16 protein-coding genes are annotated in these 15,125 nt (G+C 69.4%); 13 read left to right on the forward strand and 3 right to left on the reverse strand.

The window, feature by feature from the left end; genetic code table 11:
* Positions 1–76 precede the first annotated feature (76 nt).
* Positions 77–556: an inorganic diphosphatase gene (locus GSI01S_RS08675; protein ID WP_006896164.1), complete on the reverse strand. Its 480-nt coding sequence runs from the start codon at positions 554–556 to the stop codon at positions 77–79.
* 176 nt (positions 557–732) lie between these two features.
* On the opposite strand from GSI01S_RS08675, the gene dacB reads away from it, so the two are divergent.
* Genes dacB through tilS form a run of 3 tightly spaced genes read left to right on the forward strand, consistent with a single transcriptional unit; the run spans position 733 to position 4,119 of the window.
* A complete protein-coding gene (gene dacB / locus GSI01S_RS08680) occupies positions 733–2,046 on the forward strand; it encodes a D-alanyl-D-alanine carboxypeptidase/D-alanyl-D-alanine endopeptidase (protein WP_081598098.1) in 1,314 nt (437 codons plus the stop codon).
* A gap of 19 nt (positions 2,047–2,065) precedes the next feature.
* Positions 2,066–3,160: a zinc-dependent metalloprotease gene (locus GSI01S_RS08685; RefSeq protein WP_006896166.1), complete on the forward strand. Its 1,095-nt coding sequence runs from the start codon at positions 2,066–2,068 to the stop codon at positions 3,158–3,160.
* 5 nt (positions 3,161–3,165) lie between these two features.
* On the forward strand, positions 3,166–4,119 hold the full coding sequence (tilS, locus tag GSI01S_RS08690) for a tRNA lysidine(34) synthetase TilS (RefSeq protein WP_006896167.1): 954 nt from the start codon (positions 3,166–3,168) through the stop codon (positions 4,117–4,119).
* A 1-nt stretch (position 4,120) separates the two neighbouring features.
* Here tilS and GSI01S_RS08695 read toward each other — a convergent pair whose 3' ends face one another.
* Together GSI01S_RS08695 and GSI01S_RS08700 are read right to left on the reverse strand one after the other, a co-directional pair.
* Positions 4,121–4,789, reverse strand: coding sequence for a DUF8020 domain-containing protein (locus GSI01S_RS08695; protein WP_006896168.1), 669 nt, complete (start codon positions 4,787–4,789; stop codon positions 4,121–4,123).
* 263 nt (positions 4,790–5,052) lie between these two features.
* Positions 5,053–5,763 carry a DUF456 domain-containing protein gene (locus tag GSI01S_RS08700; RefSeq protein ID WP_006896169.1) on the reverse strand — a complete coding sequence of 237 codons (711 nt, stop codon included), beginning with the start codon at positions 5,761–5,763 and terminating at the stop codon, positions 5,053–5,055.
* 251 nt (positions 5,764–6,014) lie between these two features.
* Between GSI01S_RS08700 and hpt the strand changes: the two genes are divergently transcribed.
* The 10 genes from hpt to panC all read left to right on the forward strand — a co-directional run bounded on the left by hpt (position 6,015) and on the right by panC (position 15,125).
* Positions 6,015–6,578: a hypoxanthine phosphoribosyltransferase gene (hpt, locus tag GSI01S_RS08705; protein WP_006896170.1), complete on the forward strand. Its 564-nt coding sequence runs from the start codon at positions 6,015–6,017 to the stop codon at positions 6,576–6,578.
* A 217-nt stretch (positions 6,579–6,795) separates the two neighbouring features.
* Positions 6,796–9,123, forward strand: a complete 2,328-nt coding sequence (ftsH, locus tag GSI01S_RS08710) for an ATP-dependent zinc metalloprotease FtsH (protein ID WP_006896171.1) — start codon at positions 6,796–6,798, stop codon at positions 9,121–9,123.
* A 50-nt stretch (positions 9,124–9,173) separates the two neighbouring features.
* Positions 9,174–9,824, forward strand: coding sequence for a GTP cyclohydrolase I FolE (gene folE / locus GSI01S_RS08715; protein ID WP_006896172.1), 651 nt, complete (start codon positions 9,174–9,176; stop codon positions 9,822–9,824).
* 53 nt (positions 9,825–9,877) lie between these two features.
* Positions 9,878–10,723: a dihydropteroate synthase gene (gene folP, locus GSI01S_RS08720; protein ID WP_006896173.1), complete on the forward strand. Its 846-nt coding sequence runs from the start codon at positions 9,878–9,880 to the stop codon at positions 10,721–10,723.
* Positions 10,716–11,114, forward strand: coding sequence for a dihydroneopterin aldolase (folB, locus tag GSI01S_RS08725; protein ID WP_006896174.1), 399 nt, complete (start codon positions 10,716–10,718; stop codon positions 11,112–11,114). Before folP ends, folB begins: the two co-directional genes overlap by 8 nt.
* A complete protein-coding gene (gene folK, locus GSI01S_RS08730; protein WP_006896175.1) occupies positions 11,111–11,620 on the forward strand; it encodes a 2-amino-4-hydroxy-6-hydroxymethyldihydropteridine diphosphokinase in 510 nt (169 codons plus the stop codon). Before folB ends, folK begins: the two co-directional genes overlap by 4 nt.
* Complete coding sequence (locus GSI01S_RS08735; RefSeq protein ID WP_006896176.1) at positions 11,617–12,177, forward strand: DUF3180 domain-containing protein; 561 nt, start codon at positions 11,617–11,619, stop codon at positions 12,175–12,177. The genes folK and GSI01S_RS08735 overlap by 4 nt, the downstream gene beginning before the upstream one ends.
* Positions 12,178–12,239: 62 nt before the next feature.
* A complete protein-coding gene (locus tag GSI01S_RS08740; protein ID WP_006896177.1) occupies positions 12,240–13,175 on the forward strand; it encodes a DUF6779 domain-containing protein in 936 nt (311 codons plus the stop codon).
* A 142-nt stretch (positions 13,176–13,317) separates the two neighbouring features.
* Positions 13,318–14,235, forward strand: a complete 918-nt coding sequence (locus tag GSI01S_RS08745; protein ID WP_006896178.1) for a Rossmann-like and DUF2520 domain-containing protein — start codon at positions 13,318–13,320, stop codon at positions 14,233–14,235.
* A complete protein-coding gene (panC, locus tag GSI01S_RS08750; RefSeq protein ID WP_006896179.1) occupies positions 14,232–15,125 on the forward strand; it encodes a pantoate--beta-alanine ligase in 894 nt (297 codons plus the stop codon). Before GSI01S_RS08745 ends, panC begins: the two co-directional genes overlap by 4 nt.

Genomic DNA, 15,125 nt, shown 5'->3' on the forward strand with positions numbered 1-15,125 from the left:
CGGGGGACGAGCCGCAGACGGAAGAGGAGCAGGGCGCGGGTGCGCTCTGCTCCTCTTCGGTCTGTGCGGGGAGGGCTCAGCCCTGGTAGCGGTCGACAGCCGCCTGGGCCACCTTGGCCGCCTCGGCCTTGCCGACCCAGCCGCCGGGGGTCACTTCCTTGCCCGGCTCGAGATCCTTGTAGTGCTCGAAGAAGTGCGAGATGGCGTTGAGCTCGAACTCACTGACATCGTCGATGTCCTGGATGTGGTCCCAGCGCGGGTCGCCGGCCGGAACGGCGAGCAGCTTGTCGTCGCCGCCTGCCTCGTCGGTCATCGTGTACATGCCGACGATCCGCGCCTTCACGATGACACCCGGGAACACCGACTCCGTGAGCAGCACCATCGCGTCCAGCGGATCGCCGTCCTCGCCCAGGGTGTGGTCGATGTAGCCGTAGTCGGCCGGGTAGCCCATCGGCGTGTACAGGTAGCGGTCGAGGTAGACCTTGCCCGTCTCGTGATCGACCTCGTACTTGTTGCGGCCACCCTTGGGGATCTCGACGGTGACTTCGAACTCCATGCTGCCTCCTGGCGTTGCTGACGGACTGTCCGGAAATTGCTTCAACGGCTGTCAAGGATACTGTTAACACCGTCGAACGCAGACCGCAGACCGGAGGATACGTGGCCCAGCCGACAAGTCCCGCCGCCCGGCGGCCGCGCAGAGTGCTGCGCTGGATCCTGATCGTCGTGCTGGTGATGGTGCTGGTGGCAGGCGCGGGCGTCGGTTGGTGGCTCTACCAGAACCGGGCCGATCCGGTTCCTCCCGGAACCCCGGCTCGTCCGGCTGCGGCATCGCTGGACCCGGCCATCGTTCCGGTGTCGCCGAACGCGCCGGTCCCGACGGCCGCGGGGGTCGCGAAGCAACTGGCGAAGCCCTTGAAGGATCCGGCACTGGGCAAACTGACCGGGCAGGTGTCCGACCCGCTGACCGGAAAAGTGCTGTGGTCGCAGGGCGCCGACGAACCACGTGTGCCCGCCTCCAACGCCAAGATCCTCACCGCATCGGCCGTGCTGCTGGCCCTGCCGCACGATTCGCGCGTCAGCACCGAGGTGGTCTTCGGCGCGAACGGTGAAGCGATCCTGGTGGGAGCGGGCGATCCGACTCTGACGTCGACGCCCGCGGGCGAGCCGTCGTTCTACTCCTCGCCCGGCCGGATCTCCGATCTGGCCGAGCAGATCAAGCGGAGCGGCAGGCACGTCACGTCCATCGCCGTCGACACCTCGCTGTTCACCGGCCCGACGATGCAGAAGACCTGGGACCGTCGGGACATCGAGGGCGGCGACATCACGCCGATCGAGTCGCTGATGGTCGACGGCGGCCGACTAAAGCCGAACGACGAGTACTCGCCGCGCACCGATCAGCCGGCGCTCGCCGCCGGCCGCGCACTCGCCGAGGCGCTCGGACTCAACAGCCCGGTCGCCGAGACCACGGCCCCGTCGGGTGCGCCGGTGATCGCCTCGGTGAAGTCGGCACCGTTGACGGTCCGGGTCGGCGACATGATGCGGTACAGCGACAACGTCCTCGCCGAGTCGCTCGGCATCGAGCTGGCGGAGGCGACCGGCGGTGAGCCGAGCATCTCGGGCGGAGCGCAGGCGGTCTTGAAGACCCTCCGCACCAACGGTTTCGACGTGGGGGATGCGACGCTGGTGGATTCCTCGGGCCTCTCGTACTCCGATCGCGTGCCCGCGTCGCTGCTCGACGAACTGATGTCGGCGGCCGCCGGGAACGGTCGGCCGAAGCTGCGCTCGCTGCTCGACTCGCTGCCCGTCGCTCACGGCACCGGAACCCTGGCCGACCGGTTCTTCCCGGCGTCGACCGACGGGGCGGGATGGGTTCGCGGCAAGACCGGAACACTGACCGGCGTCAGTTCGTTGACCGGAACAGTGCAGACGGTCGACGGCAGAGTCCTGGCGTTCGCGATGATCTCCGGCGGGACCTCACCGGCCGACGCGCGTCCGGCCGTGGACGCGGTGGTCGGGGCGCTCCGCGACTGCGGCTGCCGCGGCTGACCGACCGGAAGGAAGATCAATGAACGTTCCCGAGCACTCGGCTTCCGACGAGTCCTCCGCCACGCCGGTCGAGAACATCGACTGGGGCCTGGCCGCCACGGTGGGCAAGCGAGTCGCCCGGCCCGGCCCGCGGATCACGCGCTACACCTCCGACCAGGCGTACGCCGAACTGTCGGACGCGGCGGTGCGTGCGGAGGGCCCGGTACGGGAGGTCACGGGGCTGGCCGACGGACTCGCCGTCCCCGCCGCGCAGATCCTGGACCGATCGGGGTGGATCGACGCCGCCGCGCGCTCGATGCCGGCGATGCTCGGTCCGGACGATGCGGCCACGCGGCAACCGGAGGTCCGCCCGCACCGGCCCGGTTTCACCGGACGGATCGCGGGAGTGCAGGCCGGAGGTCTGCTGGCCTTCCTCTCGAGCGCGATTCTGGGTCAGTACGACCCATTCAGCCTCGATCCGCAGACCGGGGAACCGGGCGTGCTGATGCTGGTGGCTCCGAACATCATCGCGGTGGAACGTCAGCTCCGCGTGGACCCGTCCGACTTCCGGTTGTGGGTGTGCCTGCACGAAGTGACCCACCGGGTGCAATTCTCGGCGAACCCGTGGCTCGCCGACTACATGCGCTCCAACGTCGGCGCGCTCACCGGCGAAGGAGACGAGTCGGTAGCCGAACTCGTCACCCGCATCACCGAGTCGGTCCGCAGTGGCAAGCCGCGCGAGAAGGGCGTGATCGGCCTCATGCAACTGCTGCAATCGCCCGAACAGTACGCGGCGTTCGAGCGAGTGCTGGTGCTCGGGACGCTGCTCGAAGGGCACGCCGATCACGTCATGGACGCTGTCGGTCCCGCGCAGGTGCCGACGGTGGCGACCATCCGCGCGGCCTTCGACCAGCGTCGCAAGGCGCCCCGGAATCCGTTGCAGCGGCTCATCCGCGCGCTGATCGGGATGGACGCGAAGATGGCGCAGTACGTGCGGGGCAAGGCTTTCGTGGACCATGTGGTCGACCGCGTCGGAATGGACCGGTTCAACACCGTCTGGTCGTCGCCCGAGACGATGCCGCTCATGTCGGAGATCGACGCGCCGGACGACTGGATCGAGCGGGTGCTCGGCTAGCGGCGATGACCAGGCGAGCGCAGCAGACGCTGATCGGCGCGGTCCGCGGTTTCGCCGATCGGCACCTGGACGACGACGCGGTGTGCGTCGCGCTGTCCGGCGGTGCGGACTCACTCGCTCTGACGGCCGCCGCGATCCGGGCCGGCCTCACCGTGCACGCGGTGGTGATCGACCATCGGCTGCAGACCGGCTCGGCCGCCGTGGCCGCGCGAGCCGCCGAGACGGCCCGCGAACTGGGTGCCTCGGCCGAGGTGCGCGAGGTGACCGTGGAGGGTGCGGGGGGACTCGAGGCGGCCGCGCGTCGCGCGCGGTACGCGGCGCTCGGCGAGGCCCGCGACTCCCGGCCCGTACTGCTGGGCCACACGCTCGACGACCAGGCCGAGACCGTCCTGCTCGGGCTGGCTCGAGGTTCCGGGGCCCGGTCGATCGCCGGGATGCGGGAGTGGTCCGCGCCCTGGGGACGGCCGCTGCTCGGAGTGCGGCGTGCGGACACCCGCGAGGCCTGCGCCGGGTGGCGACTCCCGATCTGGGACGATCCGCACAACGATGATCCCCGGTTCACCAGGGTGCGGATCCGCAAGGAGGTGCTGCCTCTGCTCGACGAGGTCATCGGAGGCGGTGCCGCCGAGTCACTCGCGCGCACCGCGTCGCAGCTGCAGGACGACGCCGACGCACTCGACCCACCGGCCACCGAACTGCTCGAAGAGTGTGCCTACGGCCGGGCGCTGGACGTTCAACCGCTGCGCTCGGCCCCGGCCGCGCTGCGGACCCGCGTGCTCCGCGGGTGGCTCCGATCGGTGGGGGCGAACGACCCCGTGTACCGGGTGGTCCGCGCCGTGGACGCGCTCATCACGGACTGGCACGGACAGGGGCCGGTCGCGGTGGGCGGCGACGAGCGAGCCCGCCTCGTCGTGACGAGGCGGGCTCAAGAGCTCACGGTGAAGCGAGTACCGAGGTGAGTCAGATGTTGCAGATCTTCGGCTTGAACGGGCTGTTGATGGTCTTGAAGTAGCGGGCGAACGTACCGTTGATGGCGGCACCCGCGACCGCACCGCCGGCACCGAGCAGTGCGCCGATGGGGCCCGCGATGAAGGCAATTGTCGGAGTGCCAGCTCCGAGGATGAGGCCGAGGACCGCGCCGATGATGGCACCGGCGATACCGCCGATGGTGACAGCAGTCGACAGCTCGGAGTTCATCTGGTCCAGCGCTTCCTTATCGCGCTGCTTGCGGGTCTGCGGTCCGCAGATGACCCGCTGAGCCGGCTTCTTACCCGCTTCCAGGACGCTCGCCGGCGTGGTCGTCGACCGCGCCGCGTCCTTCGACGGCACCAGCGTGGCGACGTCGCCCTTGACCGTGGCGTCGATCGGGTACGTGCGGGCGTCCTTGCCGACGTAGGTCAGCGGAACCACGTCGAGCGCTTTGCCGGACGCGTTACGGAACACCAGGTTGCCGCCCTCCACGGCGACCGTTGCCCCGAAGACTTTGACGGTGACGTCGTCGGCGTTGCGCTGGACCTGTGCGCGTGGCTGCTGCGGTGCGGCATGCGCGGGCGACGCCAGGAACGGCAGGGCCGTGGCGAGCGCGAGTAAGGCGATGAAGACGCTGCGTAGTGATGTGCGAAGAGACATGACTCCCTCTCATGTGACTGGCTGTGAGCCCGGAACCCCCGATCGTGACCCGGCACCGGAAGTGACGGTCTCGACGCCGGATCGCAACTGAGCTGAGAGAAAACTAAGACTTCCCCGACAAATATGTGCCAGAACGGCACACACTGTGACTCATGTGACGGGGGATGCGCCAAAAGGGTTCCTTCGGACGACGCCGAGCGGCCCGCCCGGATAGCCGGGCGGGCCGCGGTCGGCTCGGCGGTCGCCGAGTCAGTGCTGACGGATCAGTGTTTGGAGGGCGACGTGGACGTCGGCGGTGTGAGGTCCTTGAAGGGCCGGTTGACGGTGTCGAAGTAGTGGAGCACGGCCGCCCCGGCGACACCGCCCGAGATGATCACACCGAGACCGGCGCCGGCGGTCGCGCCGAGCGGCACTCCGGCGAAGAAGCACCCGAGCGGCCCCGCCGCGAGACCGAACAGGCAGCCGGCCGCACCGCCGAGAACTGCGCCCAAGGCGGCGCCGATCACGGTCGAGACGGTGGCGCCGGTGGTCACTTCGCGGCTCAGGCGCGACAACGCGGCGTCGTCGCGTTCGTCCTTGCTCTTGTAGCCGTTGGCGTCGGCGACGCGGACCTTCTCCAGAAGCGCCGCGTCGGTCCGGGACGACCGCGCGAGGTCCCTGGACGGGGTCAGTCGCACGGTGCGTCCGGAGACATCGGCGTCGATGGGGTACGTCCGGTCGTCGGGTGCGATGAACGTGAGGGGAAACCGTTCGAGCACCCGTCCGGACCGGTCGCGAAGCACCAGGGTGTCGTCCTCGCGGCTGACCGAGGCATTGGCGACTGTGACGATGGCGTGGTCGCGGTTCGACTGCACCCGGGCGTGCGGCCGCGGGTCGTTCGGGTCCGCGTGCGCGGGCGCGGCCAGGAAGGGGAGTATTGCGGCGACGGCAGCGATGACCGCGATGATCGCCCGCGGTGCGTTTCGGACAGACATGCTCGTACTTCTTTCGAGGTGGTTCGATGACCTCGCCGCCACGAGGCTCGGTCGCCGACAACGTTCCGCTACGAAGGGCGTGAACAGGGCGATCCGGACCAGATATGCGCAGAATGCGCGAGAAACGCGTCACTTGTGTCACGGAATCGGCGCTGCGGACGCGCTCCGGACCTCCTTCCGCACTCACTTCCGCAGTTCGCTCATCGAGAACCCGGTCTCGCGGGGGCCGCGGGCCGTGCGAAGCTATAGGGGTGGAGCGCGACGACAGCTATGGCGACGACATCGAAGAAGTCCTGATCACCCAGGAACAGATCCGTGCTCGAACGGTGGAGATGGCGCGTGCGGTGGGCGACCGGTATCGGAACGCTCCGGACGATCTGGTCCTGATCGGAGTCCTCAAGGGCGCCGTGATGTTCATGACCGACTTCGCCCGCGCCCTGCCGATCCCGTCGCAGCTCGAGTTCATGGCCGTCTCGAGTTACGGCTCGTCGACCTCGTCGTCGGGGGTGGTGCGCATCCTCAAGGACCTGGACCGCGACATCACCGACCGTGACGTGCTGATCGTCGAAGACATCATCGACTCGGGCCTCACGCTCTCGTGGCTCATCAAGAACCTCGCGACGCGTTCGCCGCGTTCGCTCGAGGTGGTGACGCTGCTCCGCAAGCCCGACGCGGTGCGGGCCACGCTCGACGTGGCCGACGTCGGCTTCGACATCCCCAACGAGTTCGTCGTCGGATACGGACTCGACTACGCCGAGCGCTACCGCGACCTGCCGTACGTCGGCAGGCTCCATCCGTCGGTCTACTCGTCCTGATCGGGTGGCCGCGGCACGGTCGGCGGAACAACCGGACCACCTGCGACGTTGAGTCTTCAGCCGGCAACCCGGGCCGGGGCTCGACGGAGCAGGCCGTACGGCGGCGACGATCCGGCCCTCTACAGGTAGCCTCGTATTTCGAGCCGACGGGAAGGACAAATGGGCACGGCGGCGTGGTGAACACCGAACACAACGACCCGCGCCCACGCGTACACGCATGAATCGCAAGACACTGTTCCGGAATCTGGCCATCGTGGCCGTCATTCTGTTCGCCATCTGGGGCTTCAGCATGATGCGGAATTCCGATCGCGAGTACACCGATGTCGACACGTCGGTCGCAATGGCCCAGCTGGACAAGAAGAACACCAAGTCGATCCAGATCGATGACCGGGAGCAGCGGCTCCGCATCGAACTGAAGGATCCGATCAAGGTCGGAGACTCCGAGGCCAGCAAGATCTCGACCCAGTACCCGGCCGGCGTCACCGGCCAGATCTTCAACGCCGTGGTCGACACCGGGTCCGAGTACCAGACGAATGTCACCAAGGACTCCGGGATCTGGCAGTCGATCCTGATCTTCGTCCTGCCGATGGTGATCCTCTTCGGGCTCTTCTTCTTCGTGATGAGCCGGATGCAGGGTGGACGCGGCGGGGTGATGGGCTTCGGGAAGTCGAAGGCCAAACAGCTCAGCAAGGACATGCCGAAGACCACCTTCGCCGATGTGGCGGGTGCTGACGAGGCCGTCGAGGAACTCGACGAGATCCGCGACTTCCTGCAGAACCCGGCTCGGTACCAGGCACTCGGCGCCAAGATCCCGAAGGGTGTGCTGCTGTACGGTCCGCCCGGCACCGGTAAGACGCTGCTCGCGCGCGCCGTCGCCGGCGAGGCCGGCGTGCCCTTCTTCACGATCTCCGGCTCGGACTTCGTGGAGATGTTCGTCGGTGTCGGCGCCTCGCGTGTGCGCGACCTGTTCGAACAGGCCAAGCAGAACAGCCCGTGCATCATCTTCGTCGACGAGATCGACGCGGTGGGCCGCCAGCGCGGCGCCGGACTCGGCGGCGGGCACGACGAGCGCGAGCAGACGCTGAACCAGCTGCTCGTCGAGATGGACGGTTTCGGTGACCGTTCCGGCGTCATCGTCATGGCCGCGACCAACCGACCCGACATCCTCGACCCGGCGCTGCTGCGTCCCGGCCGCTTCGACCGCCAGATCCCGGTCGGCAACCCGGACATCGCCGGGCGCAAGGCGATCCTCGCCGTGCACGCGAAGGGCAAGCCGATCGCGCCGGACGCCGACCTCGACGGGCTCGCCAAGCGCACCCCGGGCATGTCCGGTGCCGATCTCGCGAACGTCATCAACGAGTCGGCACTGTTGACGGCGCGCGAGAACAAGACGGTCATCACCGGCGAGGCGCTGGAGGAGGCCGTCGACCGCGTGATCGGCGGCCCGCGCCGCAAGAGCCGGATCATCAGCGAGCATGAGAAGAAGGTCGTCGCCTATCACGAGAGCGGTCACACGCTCGCCGCGTGGGCGATGCCCGACCTCGATCCGATCTACAAGGTCACCATCCTGGCCCGCGGACGCACCGGCGGACACGCCCTGGCAGTTCCGGAGCAGGACAAGGACCTGATGACCCGATCGGAGATGATCGCCCGGCTGGTGATGGCCATGGGCGGTCGTGCCGCCGAGGAGCTCGTCTTCCACGAGCCCACCACTGGAGCCAGCTCCGACATCGACCAGGCCACCAAGATCGCGCGGGCGATGGTCACCGAGTACGGCATGAGCGCCAAGCTCGGCGCCGTCCGCTACGGCCAGGAGCAGGGCGATCCGTTCCTCGGCCGCGGCATGGGGTCGACACCGGACTACTCGGTGGGCGTCGCCGCGGAGATCGACGACGAGGTACGGAATCTGATCGAGGCCGCGCACACCGAGGCGTGGTCGATCCTGAACCAGTACCGCGACGTCCTGGACGTGCTGGCCGGCGCTCTGCTGGAGAAGGAGACCCTGGTCCGCAAGGATCTCGAGGCGATCCTCGGGGAGGTGGGCAAGCGCCCGCGCATCACCAAGTTCGACATCTTCGGTGAGCGGATCCCGAGCACCAAGCCGCCGATCAAGACTCCCGGCGAGTTGGCGGCTGAGCGCGGCGAGCCGTGGCCGAGGGTGGAGGAGCCGGTACCGGTTCCGGCCCGCCAGGCCGATCCGGCGGCGCCCGCTTTCGGGCAGCCCGTGCAGTACGGTGCTCCGCCTCACGCGCAGGCACCGCAGTACGGCACGCCCTACGGTCAGCAGCCGTCCGGGGTGCCGGAACCGCACGTGCCGCACCAGAACGGGACGCCCCAGAACGGCGGAACCCAGAACGGCGGACCCCACTACGGGGCGCCGCAGTACGGGGCACCGCACGACGGACCGCGCCAGTACGGGACGCCCGGCGCCGATCAGCAGCCCGGGCAGGGGCACGGCCACGGGACTCGGCCGGATTACGGCGCCCCCCGCGACTGGTCGGCACCCGGTTGGCCGCCGGCAGATGATTCGCGCGACGGTCAGTGAAGGAGACGCGAGTTGAACGCCGGAGTCCAGTGAACGGAGAGCAGGGGGAGATGACCACCAGCAGCATCGATCACGACGGTGATCTGAACGAGCACGCCGTCGACGCGCTGGGCGTACCGGCGGCGGCCGGCGAGCGGGTCTTCGATCAGGCCCGCGCCGAGGCCGCGGTTCGGGAACTGCTGCTCGCCGTCGGCGAGGACCCGGACCGCGAGGGGCTCAAGCGGACGCCGACGCGTGTGGCGAACGCCTACCGCGAGATGTTCGCGGGCCTCTACACCGATCCCGACGAGGTGCTCGCGACGGTCTTCGACGAAGACCACGAGGAGCTGGTGCTGGTCAAGGACATCCCGATGTACTCGACGTGCGAGCATCACCTGGTCTCCTTCCACGGTGTGGCGCACGTCGGCTACATCCCGGGCGATACCGGTCAGGTGACGGGGTTGTCGAAGCTGGCACGCGTCGTCGACCTGTATGCCAAGCGCCCTCAGGTGCAGGAACGGCTCACCAGTCAGATCGCCGACGCCCTGGTCCGCAAGCTGAACCCGCGCGGCGTCATCGTGGTGATCGAAGCGGAGCATCTGTGCATGGCGATGCGCGGCATCCGCAAGCCGGGCGCCCGGACCACCACGTCGGCCGTGCGCGGCCTGTTCAAGACCAGTGCGGTCTCCCGCGGCGAAGCACTCGACCTCATAACGCGGTGAGCCCGCAGCGTCCGGTGAGTTCGGAGACCGACGAGCTCGATCGCACCCTCGTCATGGGGGTGCTGAACGTGACCGCCGATTCGTTCTCCGACGGCGGCCGCTATCTGCAGCGAGACCGGGCCGTGGCGCACGGTGTGGCTCTGCTCGAGGCGGGCGCGGACATCATCGACGTCGGTGGCGAATCGACCAGGCCGGGAGCGGTTCGCGTCGATCCGGCCACCGAGTCGGGCCGCGTCGTACCCGTCATCCGCGAGCTGGTCGCGGCCGGTGCGCGGGTGTCGGTCGACACGATGCGCGCGGCAGTCGCCGCCGATGCGCTCGAAGCCGGTGCGGCGATCATCAATGACGTCTCCGGCGGTCGCGCCGACCCGGACATGGGCGCGGTGCTGGCCGAGGCGGGCGTGCCCTGGATTCTCATGCACTGGCGCCCGGCCGACGACGCACCCGGCGACGATCGCCACTTCACGCATCGGGTGGACGAGGCCGGCGGATACCGCGATGTGGTCGCGGAGGTCTCCGGCGAATTGTTGGGCCAGGTGGACGCGGCGGTCGCGGCGGGCGTCGATCCCGATCAGATCGTCCTCGACCCCGGACTCGGTTTCGCCAAGACCGCCGATCACAACTGGGCGCTGCTGCACGCGCTGCCGACGCTGGTGGGACTCGGCTTCCCCGTCCTGATCGGCGCCTCCCGCAAACGTTTCCTCGGTTCCCTTCTCCGGCGCGACGGCGTCGACCGTCCGCCGAGCGGCCGCGAGGTGGCCACCGCGGCGATCTCGGCGCTGTCCGCCGCGGGCGGGGCGTGGGGAGTCCGGGTGCACGACGTCGCCTCCAGCCGCGACGCCATCGAAGTGGCCCTCGCCTGGCGGGGCGGCGGCCGGAGAGGCAGGGACCATGGCTGATCGCATCGAATTGCGCGGACTGCGTGTGCGCGGCAACCACGGGGTCTTCGACCATGAGCGCCGCGACGGTCAGGAGTTCGTCATCGACGTGACGCTCTGGCTCGATCTGCAGGCGGCCGCGGCCAGCGACGACCTCGCCGACACCGTCGACTACGGTGCGCTGGCGCAGTTGGCGCACGACATCGTCGCCGGCCCGCCTCGGGATCTCATCGAGACCGTCGGCGCGGAGATCGCCGACGCCGTCATGAAGGATGGGCGCATATCGGCGTGCGAGGTGACGGTGCACAAGCCGTGCGCGCCGATTCCCCTGGCCTTCGACGATGTCGCCGTCGTGACGCGCCGGTCGGTGAAGACTCGATCGGTGGCCGCCGCTAGACAGGGGACGTCGTGACCTCGCGCGCGGTTCTGTCGGCCGGATCCAACATCGGTGATCGCCACGCGCACCTGCGGAGTGTGGTCGAGGCGCTCGGTGCCGACCTGCGCCGCGTGTCGGGGCTGTACCTGACTCCGCCGTGGGGCGGCGTGGAGCAGGACGATTTCGCGAACATCACCGTGGTGGCGGAGGGCGCCCGCACCCCGCGGGAGTGGCTGGAGCTGTGCCGGCGGCTCGAAGAGTCCGCGCAGCGGGTGCGCGAGGTGCGCTGGGGGCCGCGCACGCTCGACGTGGACGTCGTCTCGGTGGACGTGGACGGAGAAACGGTCGTCTCCGACGACCCGGAGTTGACGCTGCCGCATCCGCGGGCGGCCGACCGCGCGTTCGTGCTCGTGCCGTGGCTGGAGGTGGAGCCGCAGGCGCGGCTGTGGACCTCCGACGGTGTGCGGGCGGTGGCCGATCTGGTCTCCGCGCTCGATCCTGCCGAGGTCGCGGGGGTTCGGCGAGCGGGAGAACTCGGATGACGCTGCCGACCCCCCTCGGACCCGATCCGTCCCACAGTGACGACGACGGTGAGCGTCACAAGCTCGGCTTCACCCGAATCCGTGATCTGGTGCTGGTCGCCGTGGTCGCCGGAGTGGCCCTCTGGATCCTCATCCACTACAACTACGGGGCCTTCCCGAGCCTGCCGTGGCCGTCGGGCATCTCGTTGTACGTGCTCGCGGCGCTCGAAGGTGTGATCGGTTTCGTCGTCCGCAAACGGGTGGCGGAGAAGGAGGTCGGCCCGGCCAAGGGGCAGTTGCATCCGATCAACGCCGCGCGTCTCGTGGCGCTGGCGAAGGCGTCGGCGATCCTCGGCGCCGTCGCCACCGGCGGTTGGACCGGAATCCTGGTATTCCTCCTGCAGAACGGGATCCTGGAAGCGGCGCGCGCCGATCGGGTCGGAGCCATCGTCGGGCTGGTCGGGGGCGTGGTTCTGGTAGCCGCGGCACTGTGGCTGGAACACTGCTGCCGAGCGCCGGACGACCCGTCCGCCGACAATGCCGAGACCGCACCCGACAGTCCGCCCGCACCGGCCTGATTCTCCGACACGGGCCACCCGGTGACGGCTGTCGGCGTGTCAAGGGCGGTAAGTTTGCCTTCATGACCACTAAGGAACGATCCGAAGAGGCCGCCAAGAGACGACCGTCGTCGGCCGGACAATGGCTCATCGGTTTGTTCGTCGTGCTGGCGCTGGTCGCCAGCCTGCTGATGGTGATCGGTGATAATTTCTCCGTTCCCGCCACGTTGGCCGTGATCGCGGCGCTGTGGGCCGCGGTGATCGGCGCCGTGCTGGTGACGAAGTACCGGCGGCAGGCCGACGTCGCCGAGTCGCGCAGCCGGGACCTGCGCCTGGTCTACGAGCTTCAGCTGGAGCGCGAGATCGCGGCGCGCCGCCAGTACGAGTCGGATGTGGAGACCGCGATCCGCCAGGAGATCGCGGCCGAGTCGAACGTCGAACTGGAAGAACTCAAGGCGCAGGTGCTCGCACTGCGCGCGAGCCTCGAACAACTGCTCGGCACCCCGCTGCCCGACATGCGTGCGGCGATCGGCCTGGAGCGCCCGCGTGAACTGGGATCGGGACTCGCCGGAGCGGGCTACGCGGCGGCTTCGGCCGACGATCGCGTGGCCGCTGAGCGCGACTTCGCGACCACCGCGCCGCCGTCGGACCCGGGCAGGCATGTGCCGGAGGAGCCGCAGGACGTCGAAGAGGTCGATCCCGGCGAGCTCACCGAGATCATCCCGGTGGTCACCGACGATCCGGCCGACGCGGCCTCACCCGAGCCGCAGACCGAGACCGGACCCATCGAGCGGGTCGCCTACGGCGCCCAGGCCTACGAGCCGCCGGCAGTCCCGCCGACGGCGCCGCAGCAGCCCGCCGCACCCGAGCCGGAACCGCAGCCGCAGGGCCGCCGTGCGGCACCGTCGAGCGACGACGGTGCGCACTCGGCGGGACGTCCGGCCAGTGAACTCCTGAGCCAGCTCCGCGCGAGTTCGGCGGAGAACCGCGGTCGCGGGGGCCGACGCCGCCGCGACTGAACTTCACAGCCGGCGCCGATCCGGTGAAAGTTGTCACACCGCGTAGCCTCGACCGTCGTGGCGCGCCTATCGTTGTGGCGAACGTCTGGTACCCGAGGCTCCGAGATCACGAGCCGGGACTGGAACGAATGGAGGAACGGCGGTGAGTTCACCGATGGCCCCGGCGCGCCTGCGCGTCGGAATCATTTCGGCCGGTCGTGTCGGCACCGCACTCGGCGAAGCCCTCGCCTCCGCGGGCCACGATGTCGCCTCGCTGACCGCACGGTCTCCCCAGTCGCGCGATCGCGCTGTGCTCCGCCTGCCGCGAGCCCGCGTGCTCGATCTCCCCGGCGTCGTCGCCGGTTCACAGCTTCTGATTCTGGCGGTTCCGGACACGGAACTGCCCGGCGTCGTCGACGCCGTCGCCGCCGCCGGTCCGCGGCCGGGCACCATCGTCGCGCACACCGCGGGGGCGCACGGAGTGGCGATCCTCGAACCGCTCGCCCGCCTCGGTCTGGTCACCGTCGCGCTGCACCCCGCCATGACCTTCGTCGGCACGTCCGACGACACCGCCCGGCTGGCGTCGGCGTGTTTCGGAATCACCTCTGCCGACGAGATCGGCGACGCCATCGCCGCATCGCTGGTGCTCGAGATGGGCGGCACTCCCGTCCGCATCGCCGAGGCCGACCGAACCCTGTACCACGCCGCTCTCGCGCACGGAGCGAACAATCTGATCGCGTTGGTCACCGATGCGTTGACCGCACTCACCGCGGCCATCACCGGGCCGGCGGGGGAGCGGAGCGCCACCGCCACCGTCGACGGGCCCGACTCCGGGATCGCGCAGCGAGTGCTCGGGCCGCTGGTCCGCGCCTCGCTCGAGAACGTGCTCGAGATGGGCGGCGACGCGCTCACCGGTCCCGTGGCGCGTGACGACACCGAGGCGGTCCGTCGCCATCTCGCCGCGCTGGCGGCACTGCCCGACCGTCATCTGGTGGACGGCTACCGTGCGCTCTCGGCGCGGGCCGCCGTTCAGAGCGGCGCGAGCCGCGAACTGCACGAGCTCCTGGAGGAACACGCGTGACCGCATCCGCTCTCTACGCTCCCGGCCGGACGACGGTGCATCGCGACCCGGCCGAGTTGCACCGCGTCACGAAGGCGCTGCGCGCCGCGGGCAAGCGTGTCGCGCTGGTGCCGACGATGGGGGCGCTGCACGAGGGGCACCTCCAGCTGGTGAAGACCGCGAAGCTGCGGTGCGACGTCGTTGTCGTCTCGATCTTCGTCAATCCGCTGCAGTTCGGTGCCGGCGAGGACCTCGACGCGTATCCGCGCACCTTCGACGCCGACTGCGCCCTGCTGGAACCGCTCGGAGTGGAACTCGTCTTCGCGCCCACGGCGTCGTCGATGTACCCGACCGGCCCGCGCACCACGGTGCAGCCCGGCGAGACGGGGGCGATCCTCGAGGGTGCGTCGCGACCCACGCATTTCGCCGGCATGCTCACCGTCGTCAACAAACTGCTCAACATCGTCGCACCGCACGCCGCGTACTTCGGAGAGAAGGACTACCAGCAGTTGGTGCTGATCAACCAGATGGTCAACGACCTGAACATGGACGTGGAGATCATCGGGGTGCCCACCGTGCGCGAGGCCGACGGCCTCGCTCTCTCGTCGCGCAATCGCTACCTGTCGGCAGAGGAGCGCGAACTCGCGACCGTGCTGTCGGCGGCACTGCTGGCGGGAACGCACGCGGCCGAGGGCGGCCGCGAAGCGATCCTCGCCGCGGCACACGCAGTCTTGGCCACCGCCCCGCAGATCGAGGTCGACTACCTCGAACTGCGTGGGCGGGGTCTGGAAGAACCGCCGGAGGAGGGTGACGGCCGACTTCTGGTCGCCGCCCGCGTCGGACCGGCACGACTCATCGACAACGTCGGCGTCGCCATCGGCACCGGCTTCACGCAGCGAGAAGAAGGGTAA

This window comes from Gordonia sihwensis NBRC 108236 (assembly GCF_000333035.1).
GTDB classification, from domain to species: Bacteria; Actinomycetota; Actinomycetes; order Mycobacteriales; family Mycobacteriaceae; genus Gordonia; species Gordonia sihwensis.

Bases quoted from the DNA above. Each gene is read 5' to 3' on its own strand.
- ftsH (WP_006896171.1), top strand. From the start codon at position 6,796: ATGAATCGCAAGACACTGTTCCGGAATCTGGCCATCGTGGCCGTCATT.
- folB (WP_006896174.1), top strand. From the start codon at position 10,716: ATGGCTGATCGCATCGAATTGCGCGGACTGCGTGTGCGCGGCAACCAC.
- folE (WP_006896172.1), top strand. From the start codon at position 9,174: ATGACCACCAGCAGCATCGATCACGACGGTGATCTGAACGAGCACGCC.
- GSI01S_RS08675 (WP_006896164.1), bottom strand. From the start codon at position 556: ATGGAGTTCGAAGTCACCGTCGAGATCCCCAAGGGTGGCCGCAACAAG.
- GSI01S_RS08735 (WP_006896176.1), top strand. From the start codon at position 11,617: ATGACGCTGCCGACCCCCCTCGGACCCGATCCGTCCCACAGTGACGAC.
- GSI01S_RS08740 (WP_006896177.1), top strand. From the start codon at position 12,240: ATGACCACTAAGGAACGATCCGAAGAGGCCGCCAAGAGACGACCGTCG.
- GSI01S_RS08685 (WP_006896166.1), top strand. From the start codon at position 2,066: ATGAACGTTCCCGAGCACTCGGCTTCCGACGAGTCCTCCGCCACGCCG.
- GSI01S_RS08695 (WP_006896168.1), bottom strand. From the start codon at position 4,789: ATGTCTCTTCGCACATCACTACGCAGCGTCTTCATCGCCTTACTCGCG.
- GSI01S_RS08700 (WP_006896169.1), bottom strand. From the start codon at position 5,763: ATGTCTGTCCGAAACGCACCGCGGGCGATCATCGCGGTCATCGCTGCC.
- tilS (WP_006896167.1), top strand. From the start codon at position 3,166: ATGACCAGGCGAGCGCAGCAGACGCTGATCGGCGCGGTCCGCGGTTTC.
- dacB (WP_081598098.1), top strand. From the start codon at position 733: ATGGTGCTGGTGGCAGGCGCGGGCGTCGGTTGGTGGCTCTACCAGAAC.
- folP (WP_006896173.1), top strand. From the start codon at position 9,878: ATGGGGGTGCTGAACGTGACCGCCGATTCGTTCTCCGACGGCGGCCGC.